Source organism: Massilia sp. CCM 8734, from assembly GCF_011682155.1.
Lineage (GTDB): Bacteria > Pseudomonadota > Gammaproteobacteria > Burkholderiales > Burkholderiaceae_D > Telluria_A > Telluria_A rubra.
Map to the genome: position 1 here is coordinate 37,749 of NZ_WHJI01000047.1, position 21,965 is coordinate 59,713.

Consider the following 21,965-nt stretch of genomic DNA (forward strand, 5'->3'; position numbering starts at 1 on the left):
GCATTAATTAGAAATGTTTCAAGTTAAAGCTCTGACCCCGGGTTTTCTTGATTGACACGCGTGGACGGGATAGGCATACTCGAGGCATCTGATGTTAGCGCTAACATTGGCGTCCGCCGAGGAGAGCCCCCGTTGATTGCAACACCGCTGCCGTGGCGTGAAAAAATCAGTTATGGCCTCGCCGATATGGGCTTCAATTTTTATTGGGCCAATATCGCGACCTTCCTGATGATGTTCTACACGGACGTGTACGGCATTTCCGCCGCCGCTGCCGCGTCGATGATGTTCGTCGTTAAGATCGTCAACGCCTTCACCGATCCGCTGATCGGCGCCGTGGCCGACCGCACCAGCACCCGCTTCGGCAAGTTCCGCCCCTACCTGGTCTGGATGGCGCTGCCGCTGGCCGGCGCCGGCGTGCTCACCTACACCACCCCGGACCTCGACCAGAGCGGCAAGCTGGCCTGGGCCTACGGCACCTATCTGCTCATGATGGTCTGCTACACCTGCATCAACATCCCCTACAACGCCTTGTCCGGCGTGATGTCGGCCGAGCCGCAGGAACGCTCCACCATCAACGGCCTGCGCTTTATCTTCGCCTTCGCCGGCAGCCTGCTGGTCACCGCCGCCACGCCCGCCATGGTGCTCTTCCTGGGCGGCGGGGAAGGAATCGACGCGACCCGGCGCGGCTGGCAATTGGCCATGCTGGTGTGGGGCGTGCTTGCGTCGCTGCTGTTCGCGGCCACCTTTTACAACACGCGCGAACGCATCGCGCCGCCGCCGCGCCAGCAGACCCGCGTGCGCGACGACATTGGCGACCTGGCCGGCAACCATCCGTGGATGGTGCTGTTCTTCCTGGCGCTGATCATCATGGTGTCGATCACCCTGCGCACCACCACGGCCGCCTATTACTTCAAGTATGTGGTGGGCCGGCCGGACCTGCTGGCATCCTTCCTGCCGGCCTACATGGCGGCGGCCGCCGCCGGCGCCGCGCTCACGCCCGTGCTGACGCGCCTGGTCGACAAGAAGACCCTGATGATGGTGCTGATGTCGCTCACCGCGCTGCTGTCGGCGGCGTTTTTCTTCGTCGGCCCCGAACAGATCACGGCCATGTACGCGCTCCAGATCGCCCTCGGCCTGGTGCTGGGACCGAAGTCGCCGCTGGCGTTCTCGATGTACGCCGACAGCGCCGACTACAACGAGTGGCGCAACGGCCGCCGCGCCACCGCGATGACCTTCGCCGCCGCCACGTTCTCGCAAAAACTCGGCACCGCGCTGGCGGTGGCCGTCATCGGCACGGTCTTCACAAAGCTCGGCTACGTGCCCAACGCGGCGCAGTCGAGCGGCTCGCAGGCCGGCATCGTCTGGCTGATGTCCATCATTCCCGCCATGTTCGCCCTGCTCGCGGTGGCGGTCATGTTTTTCTATAACCTTGACAGCGCCAAACTGCGCCAGGTCCAGGCCGACCTGTCGGCGCGCAAGGCGCCGCTGTAACGCCATTTCTGGAGACGTTTTATGTTACGCCCCACCGACGACGGCGCCCGCTACGAATTGAGCAGCCCGACCGCGATGCCGCATGCCGCCGGCTTCCTGTGGAACCGCAAGATGATGATCCAGGTGACCTGCCGCGGCTACGCGGTGGCCCAGTTCATGCAGCCCGAACCGGCCAAATACGCGCACGCGCCGAACATGGAAGCGACGTCCTTCATGCAGCCGGAACAGGCCTATTTTGCGCACCATCCGGGGCGCTTCTTTTATGTGAAGGATGAAGACACGGGCGAGCTGTTCTCGGCGCCCTACGAGCCGGTACGCGCGCCGGTCGACCGCTTTGCCTTCTCGGTCGGCCAGAGCGACCTGGCCTGGCGCATCGAGCACCTGGGCATCGGCATCGAGCTGCGCCTTTGCCTGCCGCCGGACGAGGTGGTCGAACTGTGGTCGCTGCGCGTGACCAATTTGTCCGGCCGCCCGCGCCGGATCAGCGTCACGCCGTACTTCCCGATCGGGTACATGTCGTGGATGAACCAGTCGGCCGAGTACCGCGCCGACCTCGGCGGCATCGTCGCCAGCAGCGTCACGCCGTATCAGAAAGTGGCCGACTACTTCAAGAACAAGGACTTGAAAGACAAGACCTTCTTCCTGTGCGAGCAGGCACCCGATTCGTGGGAGGCCAACCAGGCCGCCTTTGAAGGGGAGGGCGGCCTGCACAATCCGTCGGCCCTGCAAGGTGCGGCGCTGGCCTGTGGCGATGCGCGCTACGAGACGCCGGCGGCGGTGGTGCAGTACCGGCTGGCGCTCGACGCCGGTGCGTCCAGCGGCCAGCGCTTCCTGTTCGGCCCCGCGTTCGACGACGCCGGGATCGCGGCCCTGCGCAGGGCCTGGCTGAGCGAAGACGGCTTCGCGCGGGCCGCCGCACAGGCCGAGGCCTACGTGGCCGGCGGACGCGGTTGCGTACGCATCTCCACGCCCGACAAGGAGTTTGACAACTTCGTCAACCACTGGCTGCCGCGCCAGGTGTTCTACCATGGCGACGTGAATCGCCTCACTACCGATCCGCAAACGCGCAACTACCTGCAGGACAATATGGGCATGAGCTTCGTGCGCCCGTCCGTGATGCGCGCGGCCTTTTTGCATGCGCTCAGCCAGCAGGAAGCGTCCGGCGCCATGCCCGACGGGATCTTGCTGGCGGCCGGCGCGCAGCTCAAATACATCAACCAGGTGCCGCACACCGATCATTGCGTGTGGCTGCCGGTATGCCTGCAGGCTTACCTCGACGAGACGGCCGACATGGCCATGCTCGATGAAGCGGTGGTCGATGCGCAGGGCCGCAGCGAAAGCGCGTTCGCGCGCGTCGGCCGCGCCATGGACTGGCTGCTGGCCGAACGCGACCATCGGGGGCTGTCGTTCATCGCCCAGGGCGACTGGTGCGATCCGATGAACATGGTCGGCTACAAGGGCCGCGGCGTGTCCGGCTGGCTGACGGTGGCGGCGGCGTATGCGCTCACGCTGTGGGCTGGCGTGTGCGAACAGCGCGGGGACGCTGCGCGGGCGCGGCACTTTCGCGATGGCGCGGCGGCCATGAATGCGGCGGCCAACGCGCATCTGTGGGATGGCGCCTGGTTCGCGCGCGGCATCACGGATGACGGCGTGAAGTTCGGCGTGAGCACGGATGCCGAAGGGCGCATCTACCTCAATCCGCAGGCGTGGGCTATCCTGGGCGGGGCGGCGGACGGCGCGCAGACCGCGCGCATGCTGGCCGAAGTCGAGCGCCAGCTGTATTCGCCCTACGGCGTGACCATGTTCGCGCCGCCATACAGCGCCATGCGCGACGACGTCGGACGCGTGACGCAGAAGCATCCCGGCTCGGCGGAAAATGGCGCGGTGTACAACCACGCGGCGATTTTCTACATTTTCAGTTTGTACAGCATCGGCGAGACCGAGCGCGCGCACATGCTGCTGCGCCAGATGATTCCGGGGCCGGATCACGCCGACTACCTGCGGCGCGGGCAGCTGCCGGTGTTCATTCCCAATTACTACCGGGGTGCGCACCGTGAGTATCCGAGGACGGCGGGCAGGTCGAGCCAGTTGTTCAATACCGGGACCGTGTCATGGATGTACCGCTGCATCGTCGAGGGCTTGTGCGGCTTGCGGGGCGATGCGGACGGCTTGACGATCAACCCGCAGATGCCGGCCGCCTGGCAGCGCATGGATGTGGAGCGCGAGTTTCGCGGGGCGCGCTTCCAGGTGCATATCGAGCGCGCCGATGTGAACAGCGTGATGGTCAGGCATGAGGGAAAGTTCTTGCCGCAGGCGCGCATGACGGGCATCGTGGCGGGGGCGCACTACCGGCTCGATGTATTCGTGCCGTAGACGTCCGTCGTACCCGCGCAGGCGGGTATCCAAGGCATCTCCGCTCCGCACAGGAACTTGGGTACCCGCGGGGGCGCCGAGCCCTGCGCGGGTACGACGACGGCGCGGCTCCGGCGACGCTAGGCGCTCTCGCGCGCCATCAGCGTAAATCCCAGGTCGATCTGCGCCGCCGGCGGCGCCTCGCCCTTGATCACCGCCAGCAGCAAGCTGGCCGCCTCGAACCCGATCCGGTAGCGCGGCGTGGCGATCGTGGTCACCGACGGCGTCATCCAGGCTGACGCCGGCAAGTCGTTAAACCCGCATACCGCCAGCTGCTCCGGCACCTTGATACCGCGCCGCTGGCAGTGGTAAATCGCGCCATGCGCCAGGTCGTCATTGCAACAGAAAACCGCGTCGCAGTCCGGCGCCTGCTCCAGCATGCGTTCCACCAGTTGCGCCCCCAGCGCGATGGTCGACGGCCCGCCCACCATCAGCTCCAGGCGCGCGTCAAGCAGGCCCGCCTCGCCCATCGCCTGGCGGTAGCCGTCGGCGCGGCGCAGGGTGCGCTCGTCCAACTGGGCGCCGATAAAACCGATGCGCGTATGGCCTTTGTCGATCAGGTAGCGCGTCATCGCCCGGCCCGCATCGAACTGCGAAAACCCCACCGACAACTGGCCCGGCGCGCTCCCCAGGTCCATCATTGATACCAGCGGCACGTTGGACGCCGCCAGCATCTGGGTCACCCGCGCACTCTGGCTCAGGCTCGAGAGCAAAATCCCATCCGGATTCGATTGCAGATAAATACCCAGCAGCTTTTCTTCCTCGGCATCCGAATAGCGGGTGTTGCCGATCAATAGCTGGTAATTGCCGGAGCCGATCGCATCCTCGATCCCCTCCAGCACGGCCGTGAACACGGCATTCGACAGCGACGGCACCAGCACCACGATCACGTTCGACTGCGCCGATGCCAGGGCGCGCGCGGCGCGGTTCGGCACATAGCCGAGTTCGGCAACGGCGAGCCCGACCCGCGCCCGCACGGCGTCCGATACCCGCTCCGGCTGGTTCAGCGCGCGCGAAGCCGTCATCGCCGACACCCCGGCGCGCGCCGCCACCGACGCCAGCGTGGCTTTGCCGCTGGCGCGGCTCTTGATCGTGCTTGTTTTGCTCATGCGCTTGGCCGACTCCGATAATTTTTTGAAAACTTTTGTCGGATTTTACCCCGCGCGGCATGCTTTCCGTCAATACATCTCAAGTTGCCTGAAGGAATTTTCTACTTGTGTGTGTTCCCGCACAGAGCTGGGGGGAGCGGCGGACTATAGTGGAACTGTCTCTTTCAGGACATCCCTAGTTTTGGACTTCGCCCGCTTTAATACTGCGGGCATTTTTTTGCCCTGGCGAAAAGCGGTGTCACATCCAAAGGGAACGGGAGGGCGCGGCAGGACGCCGCGCCGGGGCATTACATCAGGGCCGAGGTCAGGCTGCTCACTTCGGCGGCCGATTCTTCCAGGATGCTGTTGAGGGTGCCATCGCCGATGACGAAGTCGATGGTGGCCGCCGCCTGGCGCGAGGTGGCGGCGGCGCGCTCGTACAGGGGCGACGGGACCGGCGCCAGGTCGTTGGCCAGCAGCAGGGTGTCGCCCAGGGTTTCGGGCGGCAAGGCACGCATGCCGACCCAGAGCGCCTCGATGGCCGCCATGACGGGCGCCGGCACGGCCAGCCGTTGCAGGACGCAGCGGCCGATGATCTGTTCGCCATGTTCGATCCAGTCGTCCGGCTCGCCTTCGAACAGGCCCGGAAACTCATCCGCGCGCGAGAGCATGTAAAAACCACCCACCTCGTGCACGATGCCGGCGAACATCGCCGTTTCCGGGTCCAGGTTGGCCACGCGCCGCGCGATCACCTGCGACAGCGCCGCCACGTGGGCCGAGTGCTGCCACAATTGATTGGCCTTGGCGCGCAGGGCCGGCTGGGTGATCTTGCTGTCCAACTGGCGCACGATGACCGCCGCGCCCAGCGCGTTGAGGGTGCGAAACCCCACCCGCTGCACCGCAGTGCGCACGTTGGTCACTTCATTGCCGGATCGGTTGTAGGCGACCGAATTGGCGATCGCCACGGTGCGCGCGGCCAGCAGCGGCTCGGCCTGCACCAGGCGGGCGGCCACGTCGGCATGACAGTCGGGATCGTTCAATGCGCGCTGCAACTTCAGCGTGGCGTCGACATTGGTCGGGAAACTCAGTTCCCCCCGGCTTGCTTGAGCAGCAATGCTCTTGTACGCTTCGAGTCTGTCCATGAAAAAATTATACTCCGATAACCCAGCCGTGTTTGTCGTAAAAACGTGCTCTAAAGCATTTATCTGATCGGACGCCGGGGAGCGCCTCGTCCGGCACGCTCACCCCGGGCTCACGGCCGGGCTGGCGTTCAGGGCTCGCTGAAAATGGCGTCGCAGCCGTCCTGGGTCGCTTCGGTATCTTCCAGCTCATCGACCAGGCCCAGGTCGAACAATTCCTCGACGGCGTTCATAAAACTGTTGAGCTTGGTTGCGCCGATGAGGCGATAGATTTCCCCGGCTTCGTTACGCACGCCGATCAACATTTTTTCCTGGCGCACTTCGTCCGGCGTGGCGACGTTGAGCAGCAGGTTGCCGATGATGTGTTTGTCAAAGTGAGCGGGCTTTTTGCCTTCGAGCAGGGTGGTTTTCAATCTTCTTCCTTGTGTTGTTGTAATGTGGGGCAAACGGCATGGTCGGCGATGACTTGTTTCAGTTTGCGCAAGCTGGCGTCGATGTCATCGAAATCGCTGTCCGACAACGATGAAAACAGTTGCCTGCCATGCGCGATGACCTTGGGAAAGACTTCCCGGAACACGTCCTCGCCGCAGGCGGTCAGGCGCACGTAAAACGAGCGCTTGTCGTCGCAGCTGCGTTCGCGCACAACCAGGCCCTTCTGTTCCAGGCGGTCGATCACGCCGGTCAGCGTGCCCTTGGTGATCAAGGTTTTCTCGCCCAGTTCCTTGTACGTCATGCCCTGCGTATTGCCGAGCGTGGCGATGATATCGAACTGGGCATGCGTCAAGCCGCACTGGCGCACCGACTCGCCCGAAAAGCGCTCGAAGCTTTGCAGGCACTCGGACAGCAAGCGCACACTCCTTAAATATCGTTCCCCCATAGGCCGTGATTATAGCTGGCTGCGCCCGGTTTGACGGCGGCGCGCTCGCTGGTGTGGCCTGTGCGCCGCGCCGCGCGTGCTGTTGATGCTGATTTGCTACAGCGTGCCGGCGGCCAGCCTGGTCCGGGCAGGATGGTTGATCTCCGGTATGATAGTCAGCCAATGAAATCCGATGGCGCCTCGCGGGCGCCGGACCCCTTGTCATGACGCACCCATGCCCGTCCGATGCCACTTACTAAACTCGCCCGCCTGGCGCAAGAAACACCGCTGCGCGTGCTCCTCATCAACGCCGGCGAGCCTGACGCGCTGACCTGGGCCGGCCTGTTCCAGCCGCTGCGCCTGGCTGCCAAGATCCTCGGTCCCGAGCGCTTGCACGTGGACGTGCGCAGTCCCGACAAATTCGCCGCCGACGCCCAGCGCCACTGGCACCTGGTGCTGCTGGTGGCCGACGAAGCGCAAGCCTCGCTGAAACCGGCCAACAGCCGCATCCTGATCGAGCGCTGCCGCGCCGCACCGTTCTGGGGCGGGGTCGGGGCGGGCGTGTTGTGGCTGGCCGACGCTGGCGTGCTCAACGGCGTGCGCACGGCGCTGCCATGGGCCTTGTATGCCGAGGTCGACACGGTGGCCGACCGCGCCATGTTTACGCCGAACCTGTTCGAAATCGACGACAACCGGCTCACCTGCTGCGGCGGCGCGGCCAGCATCGACTTTGCGCTGAACCTGGTCGAGATCATCTTCGGAGCCGGGGTCCAGGCGCGCATCAAGGAAACGCTGTGCATCGACCGGGTGCGCGGCAAGGAAGAGCGGCAGCGGGTGGCCTTGCAAGCCCGCTTCGGCGCGCTGCAACCGAAGCTGACCGAAGCGGTGACGTTAATGGAAGCGAACATCGAAGAGCCGCTGTCGACGGACGACATCGCCAACCTGGTCGGCATCTCCCGGCGCCAGCTGGAGCGCTTGTTCAAGCAATATTTGGGCAGCCTGCCATCGCGCTACTACCTCGAATTGCGACTGCAGCGCGCGCGCCAGTTGCTGCTCGACACGCATTATTCCATTGTGCAGGTCGGGCTGATGTGCGGCTTCTCGAGCGGCTCGCACTTCTCGACCGCGTTTGGCGCCTTGTTCGGCAACACCCCGCGCGAAGAACGCCAGCGCAAACTCGCCGCCCCGCCCACTTGAATTCCTAACGCTAATCGCGACAAATCCCTACAACCGGGGTCAGAGCTTTAATTAGAAATATTTCTTTATTGCGATTAGCGCTCTGTATCGCTCCTAAGTCATGAGCGCGCACGTCAATACTTTCCCACTGTGGGGGCGCGTCGGCCGCGACTTTATAGGTTTGTGGACAATTAGTTGAGAGTTGGATCTCTGCGCTCGATTGAGAAATGTTTCGATTTAAAGCTCTGACCCCGGTTTGTGGGTTTTCCGGTTTGTAGGTTTTGTACGCTTTGGCGGCGAGCAAAAATGAAAATGCTTGTCGCGTATTCAAAAGATGTTTGGGGCTGCTCTTCTTATAATAGTTCGACGTGCCCAGCGGTTTCGCCCGGGGACGCCTACTAACATTGGATGAGGAATGCCATGAACGCAAAGCTTGAAACGGGTGCAACCACGCGGCCGGTGACCAGACAAACCTTCGACGACGTCCTCGTCCCAACCTATGCGCCCGCCGCCATGGTGCCCGTGCGCGCCGCCGGCCTCGACCTGTGGGACCAGAACGGCAAGCATTACCTCGATTTCACTTCCGGCATCGCAGTGTCGAGCCTCGGCCATTGCAATCCGACCCTGGTCGCCGCCCTGACCGCTCAGCTGAACAACGTCTGGCACCTCGGCAACGGCTACACCAACGAGCCGGTCCTGCGCCTGGCCCTGGCCCTGACCGAAGCCACCTTCGCCGACCGTGCCTTCTTTTGCAACTCCGGCGCGGAAGCGAACGAAGGCGCCCTGAAGCTGGCGCGTAAGTACGCCCACACCAAATTCGGCCCGCACAAGTCGCGCATCATCTCGTGCCTGTCGTCGTTCCACGGCCGCACGCTGTTTACCGTGTCGGTCGGCGGCCAGCCGAAATACACCGAAGGGTTCGAGCCGCTGCCGCAAGAGATCGACCATATTCCGTACAACGATATCGCAGCGGCCCGCGCCGCCATCGGCGACGACGTGTGCGCGGTCATCGTCGAGCCGATCCAGGGCGAAGGCGGCGTCATTCCGGGCGATCCGGCGTACCTGAAAGCGCTGCGCGAACTGTGCGACCAAACCGGCGCGCTGCTCATTTTCGACGAAGTGCAATCGGGCGTGGGCCGCACCGGCGCGCTGTACGCGTACATGGACAAGGGCGTCACGCCCGATATCCTGACCAGCGCCAAGGCACTCGGCAACGGCTACCCGATCGGCGCCATGCTGACCACCCACGAGATCGCGGCGCACTTCGGCGTCGGCTCGCACGGCACCACCTACGGCGGCAATCCGCTGGCGGCCACCGTGGCGCTGAACGTGATCGACACGATCAACCAGCCGGCCTTTTTGGCGCGCGTGAAACAGGCGTCGGAAAAAATCTTCGCCAACCTGCGCAAGCTCGCCGCCGACTACCCGCAAGTGTTCGGTGAAGTGCGCGGCAGCGGCCTGCTGATCGGCCTGCCGGTGGCGGAACCGTTCAAGGGCCGCGCCAAGGACATCACCAAGGCCGCCGAAGCACTCGGCCTGATGCTGCTCATCGCCGGCACCGACGTGGTGCGCTTCGCGCCCGCGCTGATCGTCACCGACGAACAGATCGACGAAGCCGACCGCATCCTGCGCGCCGCCGTCGACGGCATGCTGAACGCGGCTCCCGCCAAGTAATCAGTTACAGACGGCCGGCGCGGCACTCGCCGCGACCGGCCGCGGCACGCTTTGCCTATAAAGGGAAATCACATGTTTGTTGTCCGTCCGGTTGAACTGTCGGATATCGACGCCCTCGAAACGTTGGCAGCAGTGACGATGCCGGGCGTGCATACCCTGCCGAAGACGCGCGAGAAAATCGCCGCTTCGGTCGAGCGTTCGATCGCCTCGTTCGCTGCCCATGTCGACATCCCGAGCGAGGAGTCGTATCTCTTCGTGCTCGAACAGCAGGCCACCCGCGCCATCGTCGGCACCGCCGCCATCTTCGCGTCGGCCGGTTCCAACGGCACCTATTTTTCATTCCGTAACGATGTGATCCAGCAGGTCTCGCGCGACCTCAATATCAGCCACAGCGTGCATGCGCTCACGCTCTGCTCGGAGCTGACCGCTTACTCCCAGCTGTCCGGCTTTTACGTGAGCAACCGCAGCACCGCCGGGCTGGAAGCGGCCCTGCTGTCGCGCGCGCGCCTGCTGTTCGCGGTGCTCGCCCCGCACCGCTTCGGCGACCGCTTCTTCGTGCCGCTGGCCGGCGTCACCGACAAGAACGGACAGTCGCCGTTCTGGGAAGCGCTCGGCCGCAAATTTTTCAAGATGGATTTCCTCGAGGCCGAACGGGTCATCGGCGGCGCCCGTAACCGCACCCTGATCGTCGAACTGATGCCGCATTATCCGGTGTACGTGCCGCTGCTGCCGGGCGACGCCCAGGCGGCCATGGGCCAGATCCATGGCGACGGCGAACTCGCGTTCAACCTGCTCACCGAAGAAGGTTTCGAGGCCGACGACTATGTCGACATCTTCGATGGCGGCCCGATCCTGCAAGCGCACAAGAACGCGCTGCGCACCTTTGCCGGTTCGATGCTGCGCCGCGTGGCGCCGTTCGATGCGGGCATGTCGTCCGAGCTGCCGGTGACCTACGCGGTCGCCGCCAGCAATGAGCAGAACTTCCGCGCCATCACCGTCTCGTGCCCGTCCACCGAAGGATACGACATCGTGTTCCTGCCACAGGATGCGCAGGATGCGCTGATGGTGGCCCCGGGCGATAACGTCATTTGCGTCAGAATCTGAAAGAGAACCCTATGCTAGTTGTACGCGCAATTCACGCGTCCGATCTGGATGCCCTGATCGAACTGGCGCACCAGGTCGGCAGCGGCATGACGACGCTCAAGCCGGACCGCAAGATGCTGGGCGACCGCATTTCGGTGGCGGTGGCCTCGTTTGCCGAGACCATCCCGCCCGAACAGCGCGACTACATGTTCGTCATGGAAGACACCACCAGCGGGCGCCTGGCCGGCGTGTGCGCGATCAAGGGCGCGGTGGGGCTGGACGAGCCGTTCTATAACTACCGCATCGGCACCCTGGTCCATTCGAGCCGCGAGCTCGATGTGTTCACGCGCATGGACACCCTGTACCTGTCGAACGACCTGACCGGCGCCACCGAATTGTGCTCGCTGTTCCTGCATCCGGATTACCGCAGCGGGAACAATGGCAAGTGGCTCTCGAAAAGCCGCTTCCTGTTCATTGCCCAGTTCCCGCACCTGTTCACGGCCAAGCTGATCGCCGAGATGCGCGGCTACCAGCTTGATGACGGCAGCTCGCCGTTTTACGAAGGCCTGGGCCGCCACTTCTTCAAGATGGATTTCAACCACGTCGACCACCTGACGGCGATGGGCAAGAAGTCCTTCATCGCCGAACTGATGCCGCGCCAGCCGTTGTACGTCGCTTACCTGCCGGAAGACGCGCAGGAAGTGATCGGCAAGGTGCATCTGTCGACCGCGCCCGCGCGCCGCCTGCTCGAGCAGGAAGGCATGCACTTCGAAGGCTATGTCGATATTTTCGATGCCGGCCCGGTGCTGCAGGCGCGCGTGTCGGAACTGCGCGCCATGCGCGACAGCACGGTGGCCACGGTCGATGAAAGCGCCACGCCGACGGACACCGATCCGCTGCTGGTATCGAACACGAAGCTCAATGATTTTCGCATGATCGTCGCACACGCCAATCCGGTCTCGGGCAAGCTCGCCCTGACGCCGGACGAACAGGCGCTGCTGCATTGCCAAGGCGGCGACACGGTTCGCACGCTGTCACTCAATGTAAGGAAAAATGTCCATGTCTGATGCCAGCAAGGTAGTGAGTAACATCGCAAGTAACTTCGTCAACGGTGAATGGCTCGCCGGCAGCGGCGCCGAACTTGTCACCATCGATCCGTCCACCGGCAAACAGACCTGGGCCAGCCTGGAGTCGACCGCCGACGACGTGGCACGCGCGGTGCAGTCCGCGCGCGCGGCCTTCGATGCGTGGGCATTGACCCCGCTCGACGATCGCATCGCCCTGTGCGGGCGTTTCCGCGACCTGCTCAAGGCCAATGCCGAAGAGCTGGCGCAGACCATCTCCGAAGAAGTCGGCAAACCATTGTGGGAAGCGCGCACGGAAGTGGCGACCATGGCCAACAAGGTCGATATTTCGGTGCAGGCCTACGGCACGCGCACCGGCGAAGTGGCGGCCAAGGTCGCCGACGGCAATGCCGTGCTGCGTCACCGTCCGCACGGCGTGTTCGGCGTGTTCGGACCGTACAACTTCCCCGGTCACCTGCCCAACGGGCATATCGTCCCGGCCCTCATCGCCGGTAACACGGTGGTGTTCAAGCCGAGCGAATACGCCCCGCGCACGGCGATCAAGACCGTGCAGCTGTGGCAGCAGGCCGGCTTGCCGGCTGGCGTGATCAACCTGGTCAACGGCGGGCGCAATACCGGTGTCGCCCTGGGCCAGGATACGGGCCTCGATGGCGTGCTGTTTACCGGCTCCTGCCAGACCGGCGTCGCCCTGCACAAGCAGTTCGGCGGCCAGCCGGGCAAGATGCTGGCGCTGGAAATGGGCGGGAACAATCCGCTGGTGGTGTGGGACGTCAAGGATGTCGACGCCGCCGTGCATCACGCCGTCATGTCGGCGTTCATCTCGGCCGGCCAGCGCTGCACCTGCGCGCGCCGCCTGGTGGTGCAGGACAGCCCGGCCGGCGAAGCTTTCGTGAAGCGCCTGGTCGAAGTGGCATCGACCCTCACCGTGGGCGCCTCCAACGCCGAGCCGCAGCCGTTCATGGGGCCTGTGGTCTCGAGCGCGGTCGCCGCGCGCCTGGTGCAGGCGCAGGCCGACATGGCCGCCAAGGGCGGCACGGTACTTCTGCAAATGAAGCAGCTCGATCCGAACGCCGGTTTTGTCACCGCCGGCATCGTCGACGTCACCAACGCCATCGGCATTGCGGACGAAGAGTGGTTTGGCCCGCTGTTGCAGATCGTCCGCGTCACGGATTTCGCCAGCGCCGTCAAGGTTGCCAACGCCACCGAATTCGGTCTCGCCGCCGCGCTGCTGTCGAACGACGAAGCGCTGTGGAAGCAGTTCTCGGTGCAGGCCCGCGCCGGCATCGTCAACTGGAACCGCCCGACCACGGGAGCTGCCAGCAGCGCGCCGTTCGGCGGCGTGGGCAAGTCGGGCAACCATCGCCCGAGCGCCTACTACGCGGCCGATTATTGCGCGTACCCGGTCGCATCGATCGAAACGAGCGAACTTGAACTGCCGGCCAAGCTGTCGCCCGGCTTGAGCTTCTAGGACCCGCCATGAGCGCACGCGAATTTAACTTCGATGGCCTGGTCGGCCCGAGCCACAACTACGCCGGCCTGTCGTTCGGCAACGTCGCCTCTTTCAGCAATGTGAAGAGCGCGTCGAACCCGCGCGAAGCGGCCCTGCAGGGCCTGGCCAAGATGCGCGAGCTGGCCGCGCGCGGCTTCGCGCAGGCGGTCATGCCGCCGCAGGCGCGTCCCAACTTCCGCCTGCTGCGCCGCATCGGCTTTACCGGGACCGACGCCGACGTGCTGGCGCGCGCCTTCCGCGAGGCGCCCGTCATCCTGGCGTGCGCCTATTCGGCGTCCCCCATGTGGACCGCCAACGCGGCCACGGTCAGCCCGTCGGCCGATACCTTCGACGGCCGTGCGCATTTCACGGCCGCCAACCTGAATAACAAGCTGCACCGCTCGGAAGAGCACCTGCAGTCGACCCGCACCCTGCGCGCGCTGTTCTCGGACGAGCGTCATTTCGCGGTGCACGAGGCGCTGCCGCCAACGTCGGCCTTTGGCGACGAAGGCGCGGCCAACCACACGCGCTTTTCCGCCACCCACGGTGGCAAGGGCGTCGAGTTTTTCACCTACGGCCGGGTCGAATTCGATCCGTCCGCGCCGGCGCCTAAAAAGTACCCGGCCCGCCAGAGCCTGGAGGCGTCGCAAGCCATCGCGCGCCTGCACGGGCTGGACTCGGCACGCACCGTGTTCGCCTCGCAAAATCCGGACGTGATCGACCAGGGCGTGTTTCACAACGACGTCATCGCGGTCGGTAACGGCAATGTGCTGTTCTATCACGAGCAAGCCTTCCACGACGAAGGGGCGGTACTGAACGCGCTGAGGAATGCCCTGGCCGGCGTTGAAACCGAACTGACCGCGATCCGCGTCGATACCCAGGTGGTGGCGGTGGGCGACGCGGTGGCCAGCTACCTGTTCAACAGCCAGTTGCTCACCAAGCCCGATGGCGCGATGGCGCTGGTCATTCCCCAGGAAAGCCAGGAAAACCGCGCCGTGGCGCGCTACCTCGAAGAACTGGTCGCCAGCGGCGGCCCGGTCGACGAGCTGATTCACTTCGACCTGCGCCAGAGCATGCGCAACGGCGGGGGGCCTGCCTGCCTGCGCCTGCGCGTGGTGCTCACCGAGGCGGAAATCGGAGCCATGCACCAGGGCGTGATCATGACCGACCCCCTGTACCACACCCTGGTCGACTGGGTCGGTAAATACTACCGCGACCGCCTCGAACCGAAAGACTTGGCCGACCCCCAGCTGGCGCTCGAATGCAGTGCCGCGCTGGAGGAATTGAGCCGCATCCTGGGACTGCCCGGCCTGTATGACCTGACGTAGAATACCGCCAGCCGGACGGTGCCCCTTATTTGGGCGGGTAAAACCCGCCTGCCTGCAAATCGCGAAAGCGCCGTCACAAGCTGGCGCCGGAACGATGGAATACAAACCAAGCAACGGAGAAGCAAAGATGAAACAGATGCCACAAGATTTGCGTAAACAGACGCTCGACCTGATCACTGCGAGCCAGCCTGCCGATGACGGCCAGGTGACGGCCCTGATCAGCGCCTGGCTCGGTTCGCTCGACGACGAAGACCTTGCGGGCACGTCGCCGGGCAATCTGGCGCCGGTCCTGCGCGACGGCTTTACGCAAGCGGCGCGGCGCACCGCGCCCGGCTGCCAGATCGCGCAGCTGCGCTACTCCGACGGTCGCGGCGCGCAAGCGACCGCCCTCTTGGTCATCAACGATGACATGCCTTACCTGGTCGACTCCATCGTCATGGCGATGCGCAAGCAGCGCGTGGCCGTCAATGGCGTCATGAACGCCGTGCTGGCCGTGCGCCGCGACGCCAGCGGTACCGCGCTCGCCGTCGGCGAAGCCGGCGCACCGCTCGAATCCGTGGTCCTGTGCCTGCTGGCCGAAGACCTGGGCGCCGACGAACTGGCCGCGCTGGTCGCCAGGCTGCACATGGTCGCGCGCGACGCCGCCGTGGTGCGGCGCGATTCCGTGGCCATGGGCGACCGCCTCACCGCCGTCGCCGCCGCCGCCGCCGCCAACGGCACCGAAGGCCAGGAAGTCGCAGCCTTTCTGGAGTGGGCCAAGAACGAAGGCTTCGAGCCGTTCGGCTACGCCTATTACGTCGTCAAGGCCGGCGAGCGCGAACTCGAACGCGATATCCCGAGCCGCATCGGCGTGCTGCAAGATACCTCGCATCCGGTCTACGGCACCTGCCTGGCCAACATCCCGGGCGACTTCGACACCTTGTCCAAGCGCCCCGATGCGCTGTCGATCGTCAAGGCCGATGTCGAAGGCACCTTGCACCGCGACCAGCCGCTCGACTTCATCGGCGTGCGCGACACCGATGCACAAGGCAATATCCGCGGCGAGCACTGCTTCGTCGGCCTGTTCACCCGCGCCGCCACCGCCACCCCGCTGGCGCGCCTGCCGTTCGCGCGCGGCCGCGTGGCCAAGGTCCTGAGCCTGGCCGGCGTGCGCCAGGAAGGCTTCCGCGCCGAGAAATTCCTCGAGATCCTCGAGTCGCTGCCGCGCACCGAAACGGTGGAAGCGGACGCCGAATGGCTCTCGCAGGTGTGCAGCTCGGTCGTCTCGCTGTACAAGCAGCCGCGCGCCAAGGTCTTTGCACGGCGCGATGTCTACGCGCGCCACTTGAATGTGCTGGTCTACATGCCGCGCGAGCGTTACAGCGCCAGCGTGGCCGCCAGCCTGGCCCACGCGCTCAAAGAAAGCTCGGGCGCGACCGACGTGCGTTCGCAAACCCTGGTGGCCGATGGTCCGCTGGCCCGTGTGTACCTGATCGCCCACGCCGCGCGCAACCCGCTCGACCTCGAAACCGATATCCAGCAGCCGCTCCTGGCGGTGCTCGACGGCTGGCACGACAAGTTCGCCGCCCTGACCGACAACGTGTTCGATGTACAGACCCGCGGCACCCTGCGCAAACTGTGCTCGACCTTGCCGGTCAACTACGTCAGCGCCACCGCGCCGGCCGTCGCCTTGCGCGACCTGAACGCGATCCTGCACAACGGCCATGCCGGCCGTGTGTCGGTGCGCGTGGAACTGGACGACGCCGGCAGCGCCACCATCCGCCTGTACTCGGTGGACGGCGTGCCGTCGCTCTCGCGCATCCTGCCGGCGCTGCACAACGCCGGCGTTGCCATCGACCGCGAACAGACCTACGCGATTGCCGTCGCCGACGGCAGCCGCCATTTCGTCACCAGCCTGGCGGTGGACGCCGAAAGCGCGGCCAAGTTGGCCAAGCCGAACGTCGTGGCCGTGGCGCAGGAATTGTTTGCCTCGCTGTTTAACAACGAAGCCGAAGACGGCCGCATGAACGGCCTGGTGATCGAAGGCGGCCTGCGCATGCGCGAAGTGCAACTGATCCGCGCCTATATCAGCTACTGGCGCCAGACCGGCAGCAAATTCTCGGTGCGCTACATGGCCGACACCCTGCGCCGCCAGCCGGTACTGGTCAAGGAACTGGTCGAAGGGTTCGTGCAGCGCTTCGATCCGTCGGTGCCGGAGAATCAACGCCTGGCCGCAGCCGACCGCATCGCCGCCATCAAGACCAGCCTGGCCACCGTCAACCACGCCGACACCGAGGAAATCGTCGCCGCCCTGGTCGACCTGATCCTGGCCACCGTGCGCACCAACTACTTCCAGAACGACCAGCAAGGCGACAAGATCATCTTCAAGTTCGACACCAGCAGCCTGGCGCTGGTGCCGGAACCACGCCCGTACCGCGAGATCTATGTGTTCTCGCGCCGCTTCGAAGGCGTGCACCTGCGCGGCGGCCCGGTGGCCCGTGGCGGCTTGCGCTGGTCGGACCGCATGGAAGACTACCGCACCGAAGTACTGGGCCTGGTCAAGGCGCAGATGGTCAAGAATGCGGTCATCGTGCCGGCCGGCTCCAAGGGCGGTTTTGTCTGCAAGCAGATGCCGAAGGACGCCGTGCGTGAAACCATCGCCGCCGAAGGCGAAGCAGTCTACCGCCTGTTCATTTCCAGCCTGCTGGAAGTGACCGACAACCGCGTGCGCGGCGTCATCGTGCCGCCAAGCGACACGGTACGCTACGACCAGGACGATCCGTACCTGGTGGTGGCCGCCGACAAGGGCACCGCAACCTTCTCCGATATCGCCAACAGCATCGCTGTCAAGCGCGGCTTCTGGCTGGGCGACGCCTTTGCCTCGGGCGGCTCGAACGGTTACGACCACAAGAAGATGGGCATCACCGCCAAGGGCGCGTTCGAAGCGGTCAAGCGCCACTTCTACGAGATGGACCACGACATGAACACCACCCCGATCACCATGGTCGGCGTGGGCGACATGTCGGGCGACGTGTTCGGCAACGGCGTGCTGCTGTCGCGCCAACTGAAGGTGCTGGCCGCGTTCGACCATCGCCACATCTTCCTCGACCCGGCGCCGGACGTGGTCACCTCGTTCGCCGAGCGCGAGCGCATGTTCGCGCTGCCACGCTCGTCGTGGGAAGACTACAACAAGGACCTGATCTCGGCTGGCGGCGGCGTGTTCCCGCGCAGCGCCCGTTCGATCGAGATCTCGCCGCAAGTGCGCGCCGCGCTCGATATTGCCGAGACCGTGCTGCCGCCTGAAGAACTGATGCACCGCATCCTGCTCGCTCCCGTGGACCTGTTCTACAACGGCGGCATCGGTACCTACATCAAGGCCTCGACCGAAACCCACGCGCAGGTCAAGGACCGCGCCAACGACAATATCCGCGTCGACGGCAACCAGCTGCGCTGCAAGGTGGTGTCCGAAGGCGGCAACCTGGGCGCAACCCAGAACGGCCGTATCGAATTCGCTCTCGCCGGTGGCCGCATCTTCACCGATGCGATCGACAATTCGGCCGGCGTGGATTGCTCGGACCATGAAGTGAACGTCAAGATCTGGCTCGACACCGAAGTCAATGCCGGTGAACTGCCCGAAGCGGACCGCAACCGCATCCTGAACGAGATGACGAGCGATATCGAACACCTGGTCCTGCGCGACAACACCCTGCAAACCCACCTGCTGGTGCGCGAAGTGCAGGCCCAGCTCGACCCTGCGGTGGTGGACGCTTACGCCGCGCTGATCACCAGCCTGGAAGCCGAGGGTGCGCTCTCGCGCGAACTGGAACAGCTGCCGACCGACGCCGAACTGCAGCGCCGCAAGACCTTGGGCGCGGGCTTGACCGCGCCGGAACTGGCGGTGGTGATCGCCAACGTCAAGAACCGCTTCAAGCGCCTGCTGGCCGCGCTGCCGCTGACGGAAGAAAGCTGGGCCGAGTCGGTGCTCAAGCCTTACTTCCCGGCGCAGCTGGTCGCCACCCGCAACGCGCTGGCGCACCCGCTGGCCAACGCCATCCTGGCCACCGTGCTGGCCAACGAATCGGTCAACCGCTGCGGTCCGTTGATGATCCGCGAGCTCGCCAGCGCGCACCAGATCGACGAGACCGAAGTCGTCAAGGCCTGGGGCCAGTCGTGGTCCGCGCTGCACCTGGCGCCGATTTTCGGCGCGCTCGACGCCGATGCACTGACGGTGCCGCGCGCCGTGTCGGTCAAGGTCGATGCGCGCACCCGCGTGCTGTTCAAGGCGATCGTCGAAGGCGTGCTGTCGGTTCCTGGCGATCACCAGCGTGCGGGCGGCATGGAAGAACTTTCGCGCCTGTTCTCGCAGCCGGAAATGCTCAAGCAGCTGATGCCGGCAACGGCCGATGCCGACGCTTTCGTTTCCCTGCCTGCGTCGTTCACGCAAGCCTGGAAAGCGGTCGACGCGATCGAAGCGGTAGCGACCTTCCTGTTCGCGGCGGTGTCGGTCAACCGTCCTGCGGGCATGAGCCTTGCGCAATTCTTGCAGGTGGGGATGGCGCTGCGCGGCCAGGCCGGCATCGATACGCTCGAACGTGGCCTCAAGCTCGCGCCGCACAGCAAATCGCAAGAGCAGCTGCGCAACTACGCGATGCAGGCGCTGCGCCGCACCCAGCAACGCCTATTGCAGCAAGTGCTGGCCCGTTCCAGCAACGGCAGCGACACCCTGGAAGCGGTTGAAGTGGTGACCAACACCATGGGCTTGTCGGGCTACGCGCCGGCGCTTGATCTGGAGCAGGCGATGCTGGACGTGTGGGCCTTGTCCGAGGCGACCAACGCGGCGCCGGTGGCGGTGTAAATGAGCGCCTACGTTGCACCAACGGCAAACGGGGGCGCGCAAGCGCTTCCTGCCGCCGTGCGCGCCCTGGCCGGCGCCGACTTTGACGTGCTGGCCAAGCGCTTCATCGACGCCGGCTTCGCGGTCGCGCAGCCGGCGCCCGGCATCGTGACGATCAAGTCCGGCCAGGCGCCCGCCTGCGCCAGCGTGATCGTCTCGGTCGGCGTGCATGGCGACGAAACCGGCCCGATCGAGGTGCTGGCCTACGTGCTCGATGCCCTCTCGCAGGGGCCGGACGCGCTGGCGGTGGACCTGATGGTCTGCGTCGGCAATATCGACGCCATCGCGGCCGGCAAGCGCTTCATCGATGCGGACCTGAACCGGATGTTCCGTCCGGTTCGAGGTAGCCTCGCCAGCGCGGCGGAAGCGGCGCGGGCCGACACCATGATCGCCGCCACCGTGGACTTTTTCGCCGGCGCCGGGCCGGATCGCTGGCACCTCGACCTGCACACGGCCATCCGCCCGTCGCTGTACCCGACCTTCGCGATCGTGCCGGACCTGATCGCCGATGAGGGCAAGTGCGCGCTGATCGCCTGGCTGGGCCAGGCCGCCATTGGCGCCATCGTCATGAATCCGCAGTCGGCGGGAACCTACAGCTACTATTCGGCCGAGTTTCACGGGGCGGCGGCCAGCACCGTGGAACTGGGCCGGGTCGGCACGCTGGGCCAGAACGACCTGGGTTTGTTTGCCGACGTCGGCACCGCGCTCGACGACCTGCTGCGCGGCGCCAAGCCGGCCGCACCAAAAGTCGAACCGCACGTGTTCGCGGTGGCGCAGGAAATCATCAAGCACAGCGACGCGTTTCACATGGCGTTCGACCGTACTACGCAGAACTTCACCGCCTTACGCCAGGGCCAGGTGATCGCCACCGATGGCGACATCATGTACGCCGTCAGACATCCGGAGGAACTGGTAGTATTCCCGAACCCGGATGTGCGCGTCGGTCTGCGCGCCGGATTGATGGTGGTGCGGACGCGTTAGCCGGCATGCCCGTGGCACGCCCCGTACCGTTTTTTACACGCGCATCAAGGCAATCCATGAGCACCTTGTTCACACCTTTCAGCATGGGGCCAGTCACACTGGCCAACCGCATCGCGATCGCGCCGATGTGCCAGTACTCCGCCGACGAGGGCATCGCCAGCGACTGGCACATGATCCATCTGGGCCACCTGGCTTTGTCCGGGGCGGCCATCCTGTTCCTCGAGGCGAGCGCCGTCTCGCCCGAAGGACGTATTTCTCCCAAAGACCTGGGTATCTGGTCGGATGAGCATGCCGCCGCACTGGCGCCGATCGTGGCCGCCATGCGCCGTCACGCGCCGATCCGCCTGGCGATCCAGCTCGCCCACGCGGGGCGCAAGGCATCGAGCCAGGTGCCGTGGGAAGGCGGCGCCAATATCGCCATCGACGATGGCGGCTGGCAGACCGTGGCGCCGTCGGCGCTGCCGCATGCGGACGGCGAAACCGTGCCGCTGGCGCTCGACGACGACGGCCTGGCGCGCGTGCGCGACGCGTTCGTGGCGGCCGCGCAGCGCAGCCACGCGCTCGGGTTGGACGCGATCGAGCTGCACGCCGCGCATGGCTATTTACTGCATCAGTTCCTCTCGCCGCTGTCGAACCAGCGCAGCGACCAGTATGGCGGCGCGCTGGAAAACCGCATGCGCTTTCCGCTGGAAGTGTTCGCGGCCGTGCGCGCGGCGGTGCCGCCGACGATGGCCGTCGGCGTGCGTATTTCGGCCACCGACTGGGTCGAGGGCGGCTGGGATATCGAGCAGAGCGTGCGTTTTTCGCAGGAACTGAGCGCCGCCGGCGCCGACTTCATTCACGTGTCGAGCGGGGGCATCTCGCCGGCGCAAAAAATCCCGGTGGGGCCGTCCTACCAGACCGGCTTTGCCGCCCGCATCCGCGCGGAAACCGGCATGCCGACCATCGGCGTGGGCATGATCACCGAGGCGCGCCAGGCCGAAGAGATTGTCGCGCGCGGGGACGCCGACGTGGTGGCGCTGGCGCGCGCGATGCTGTTCGATCCGCGCTGGCCGTGGCACGCGGCCGCGCAGCTGGGCGCCCAGGTGGAGGCGCCGCCCCAGTACTGGCGCTCGCAGCCGCGCGAGTACAAGGACTTGTTCGGGCCGACCACGCTGGGCCAGCGCTAGCAGCCTGTCGGACTTGGGATCGTCGGCTGCAAAAATACCTGGGACGGTCCATATTTCGCCGCTTTCTCGGCCAATAGCTCGCTATTGGCACTGCGAAATCGTCAAAATCTGGCCTCGCCCA

At 65.3% G+C, this 21,965-nt stretch carries 15 protein-coding genes; 11 read left to right on the plus strand and 4 right to left on the minus strand.

The features are described 5' to 3' along the window. The first annotated feature begins 132 nt into the window (after positions 1–132). Together F2P46_RS30260 and F2P46_RS30265 are read left to right on the plus strand one after the other, a co-directional pair. Positions 133–1,491, plus strand: a complete 1,359-nt coding sequence (locus tag F2P46_RS30260) for an MFS transporter (RefSeq protein WP_229509518.1) — start codon at positions 133–135, stop codon at positions 1,489–1,491. Positions 1,492–1,512: 21 nt separating this feature from the next. Further along, the gene (locus tag F2P46_RS30265; protein WP_166897322.1) at positions 1,513–3,864 is read left to right on the plus strand and encodes an NdvB protein; all 2,352 of its coding nucleotides are present in this window, start codon (positions 1,513–1,515) and stop codon (positions 3,862–3,864) included. Between the two features lie 119 nt (positions 3,865–3,983). On the opposite strand, the gene F2P46_RS30270 is transcribed toward F2P46_RS30265, so the two are convergent. The 4 genes from F2P46_RS30270 to F2P46_RS30285 all read right to left on the minus strand — a co-directional run bounded on the left by F2P46_RS30270 (position 3,984) and on the right by F2P46_RS30285 (position 7,007). Further along, a complete protein-coding gene (locus F2P46_RS30270) occupies positions 3,984–5,012 on the minus strand; it encodes a LacI family DNA-binding transcriptional regulator (protein ID WP_166897325.1) in 1,029 nt (342 codons plus the stop codon). Between the two features lie 287 nt (positions 5,013–5,299). After that, positions 5,300–6,133 carry an HDOD domain-containing protein gene (locus F2P46_RS30275; protein ID WP_166897328.1) on the minus strand — a complete coding sequence of 278 codons (834 nt, stop codon included), beginning with the start codon at positions 6,131–6,133 and terminating at the stop codon, positions 5,300–5,302. A gap of 128 nt (positions 6,134–6,261) precedes the next feature. Further along, complete coding sequence (locus F2P46_RS30280; protein ID WP_126073913.1) at positions 6,262–6,543, minus strand: hypothetical protein; 282 nt, start codon at positions 6,541–6,543, stop codon at positions 6,262–6,264. After that, positions 6,540–7,007, minus strand: a complete 468-nt coding sequence (locus F2P46_RS30285; protein WP_166897331.1) for a MarR family transcriptional regulator — start codon at positions 7,005–7,007, stop codon at positions 6,540–6,542. Before F2P46_RS30285 ends, F2P46_RS30280 begins: the two co-directional genes overlap by 4 nt. A gap of 225 nt (positions 7,008–7,232) precedes the next feature. Here F2P46_RS30285 and F2P46_RS30290 point away from each other — a divergent pair, with 225 nt between their 5' ends. From F2P46_RS30290 to F2P46_RS30330, 9 genes are all read left to right on the plus strand, one after another. After that, positions 7,233–8,183 carry a GlxA family transcriptional regulator gene (locus F2P46_RS30290; RefSeq protein WP_166897334.1) on the plus strand — a complete coding sequence of 317 codons (951 nt, stop codon included), beginning with the start codon at positions 7,233–7,235 and terminating at the stop codon, positions 8,181–8,183. A 399-nt stretch (positions 8,184–8,582) separates the two neighbouring features. Next, positions 8,583–9,836 (plus strand): acetylornithine/succinylornithine family transaminase, encoded by a 1,254-nt coding sequence (gene astC / locus F2P46_RS30295; protein WP_166897336.1) that lies wholly within the window; start codon positions 8,583–8,585, stop codon positions 9,834–9,836. Between the two features lie 72 nt (positions 9,837–9,908). Continuing rightward, the gene (locus F2P46_RS30300) at positions 9,909–10,940 is read left to right on the plus strand and encodes an arginine N-succinyltransferase (protein WP_166897339.1); all 1,032 of its coding nucleotides are present in this window, start codon (positions 9,909–9,911) and stop codon (positions 10,938–10,940) included. 11 nt (positions 10,941–10,951) lie between these two features. After that, the gene (astA, locus tag F2P46_RS30305) at positions 10,952–11,986 is read left to right on the plus strand and encodes an arginine N-succinyltransferase (RefSeq protein WP_166897342.1); all 1,035 of its coding nucleotides are present in this window, start codon (positions 10,952–10,954) and stop codon (positions 11,984–11,986) included. Positions 11,987–12,008: 22 nt separating this feature from the next. Continuing rightward, a complete protein-coding gene (gene astD, locus F2P46_RS30310) occupies positions 12,009–13,472 on the plus strand; it encodes a succinylglutamate-semialdehyde dehydrogenase (protein ID WP_166897359.1) in 1,464 nt (487 codons plus the stop codon). A gap of 8 nt (positions 13,473–13,480) precedes the next feature. Next, positions 13,481–14,821 (plus strand): N-succinylarginine dihydrolase, encoded by a 1,341-nt coding sequence (gene astB, locus F2P46_RS30315; RefSeq protein WP_166897344.1) that lies wholly within the window; start codon positions 13,481–13,483, stop codon positions 14,819–14,821. Between the two features lie 127 nt (positions 14,822–14,948). Continuing rightward, a complete protein-coding gene (locus tag F2P46_RS30320; protein ID WP_166897346.1) occupies positions 14,949–19,655 on the plus strand; it encodes an NAD-glutamate dehydrogenase domain-containing protein in 4,707 nt (1,568 codons plus the stop codon). Beyond that, positions 19,656–20,675, plus strand: coding sequence for a succinylglutamate desuccinylase (locus F2P46_RS30325; protein WP_166897347.1), 1,020 nt, complete (start codon positions 19,656–19,658; stop codon positions 20,673–20,675). It abuts the gene before it with no gap. 56 nt (positions 20,676–20,731) lie between these two features. Continuing rightward, positions 20,732–21,844 (plus strand): NADH:flavin oxidoreductase/NADH oxidase, encoded by a 1,113-nt coding sequence (locus tag F2P46_RS30330; RefSeq protein WP_166897349.1) that lies wholly within the window; start codon positions 20,732–20,734, stop codon positions 21,842–21,844. Positions 21,845–21,965: the final 121 nt, after the last annotated feature.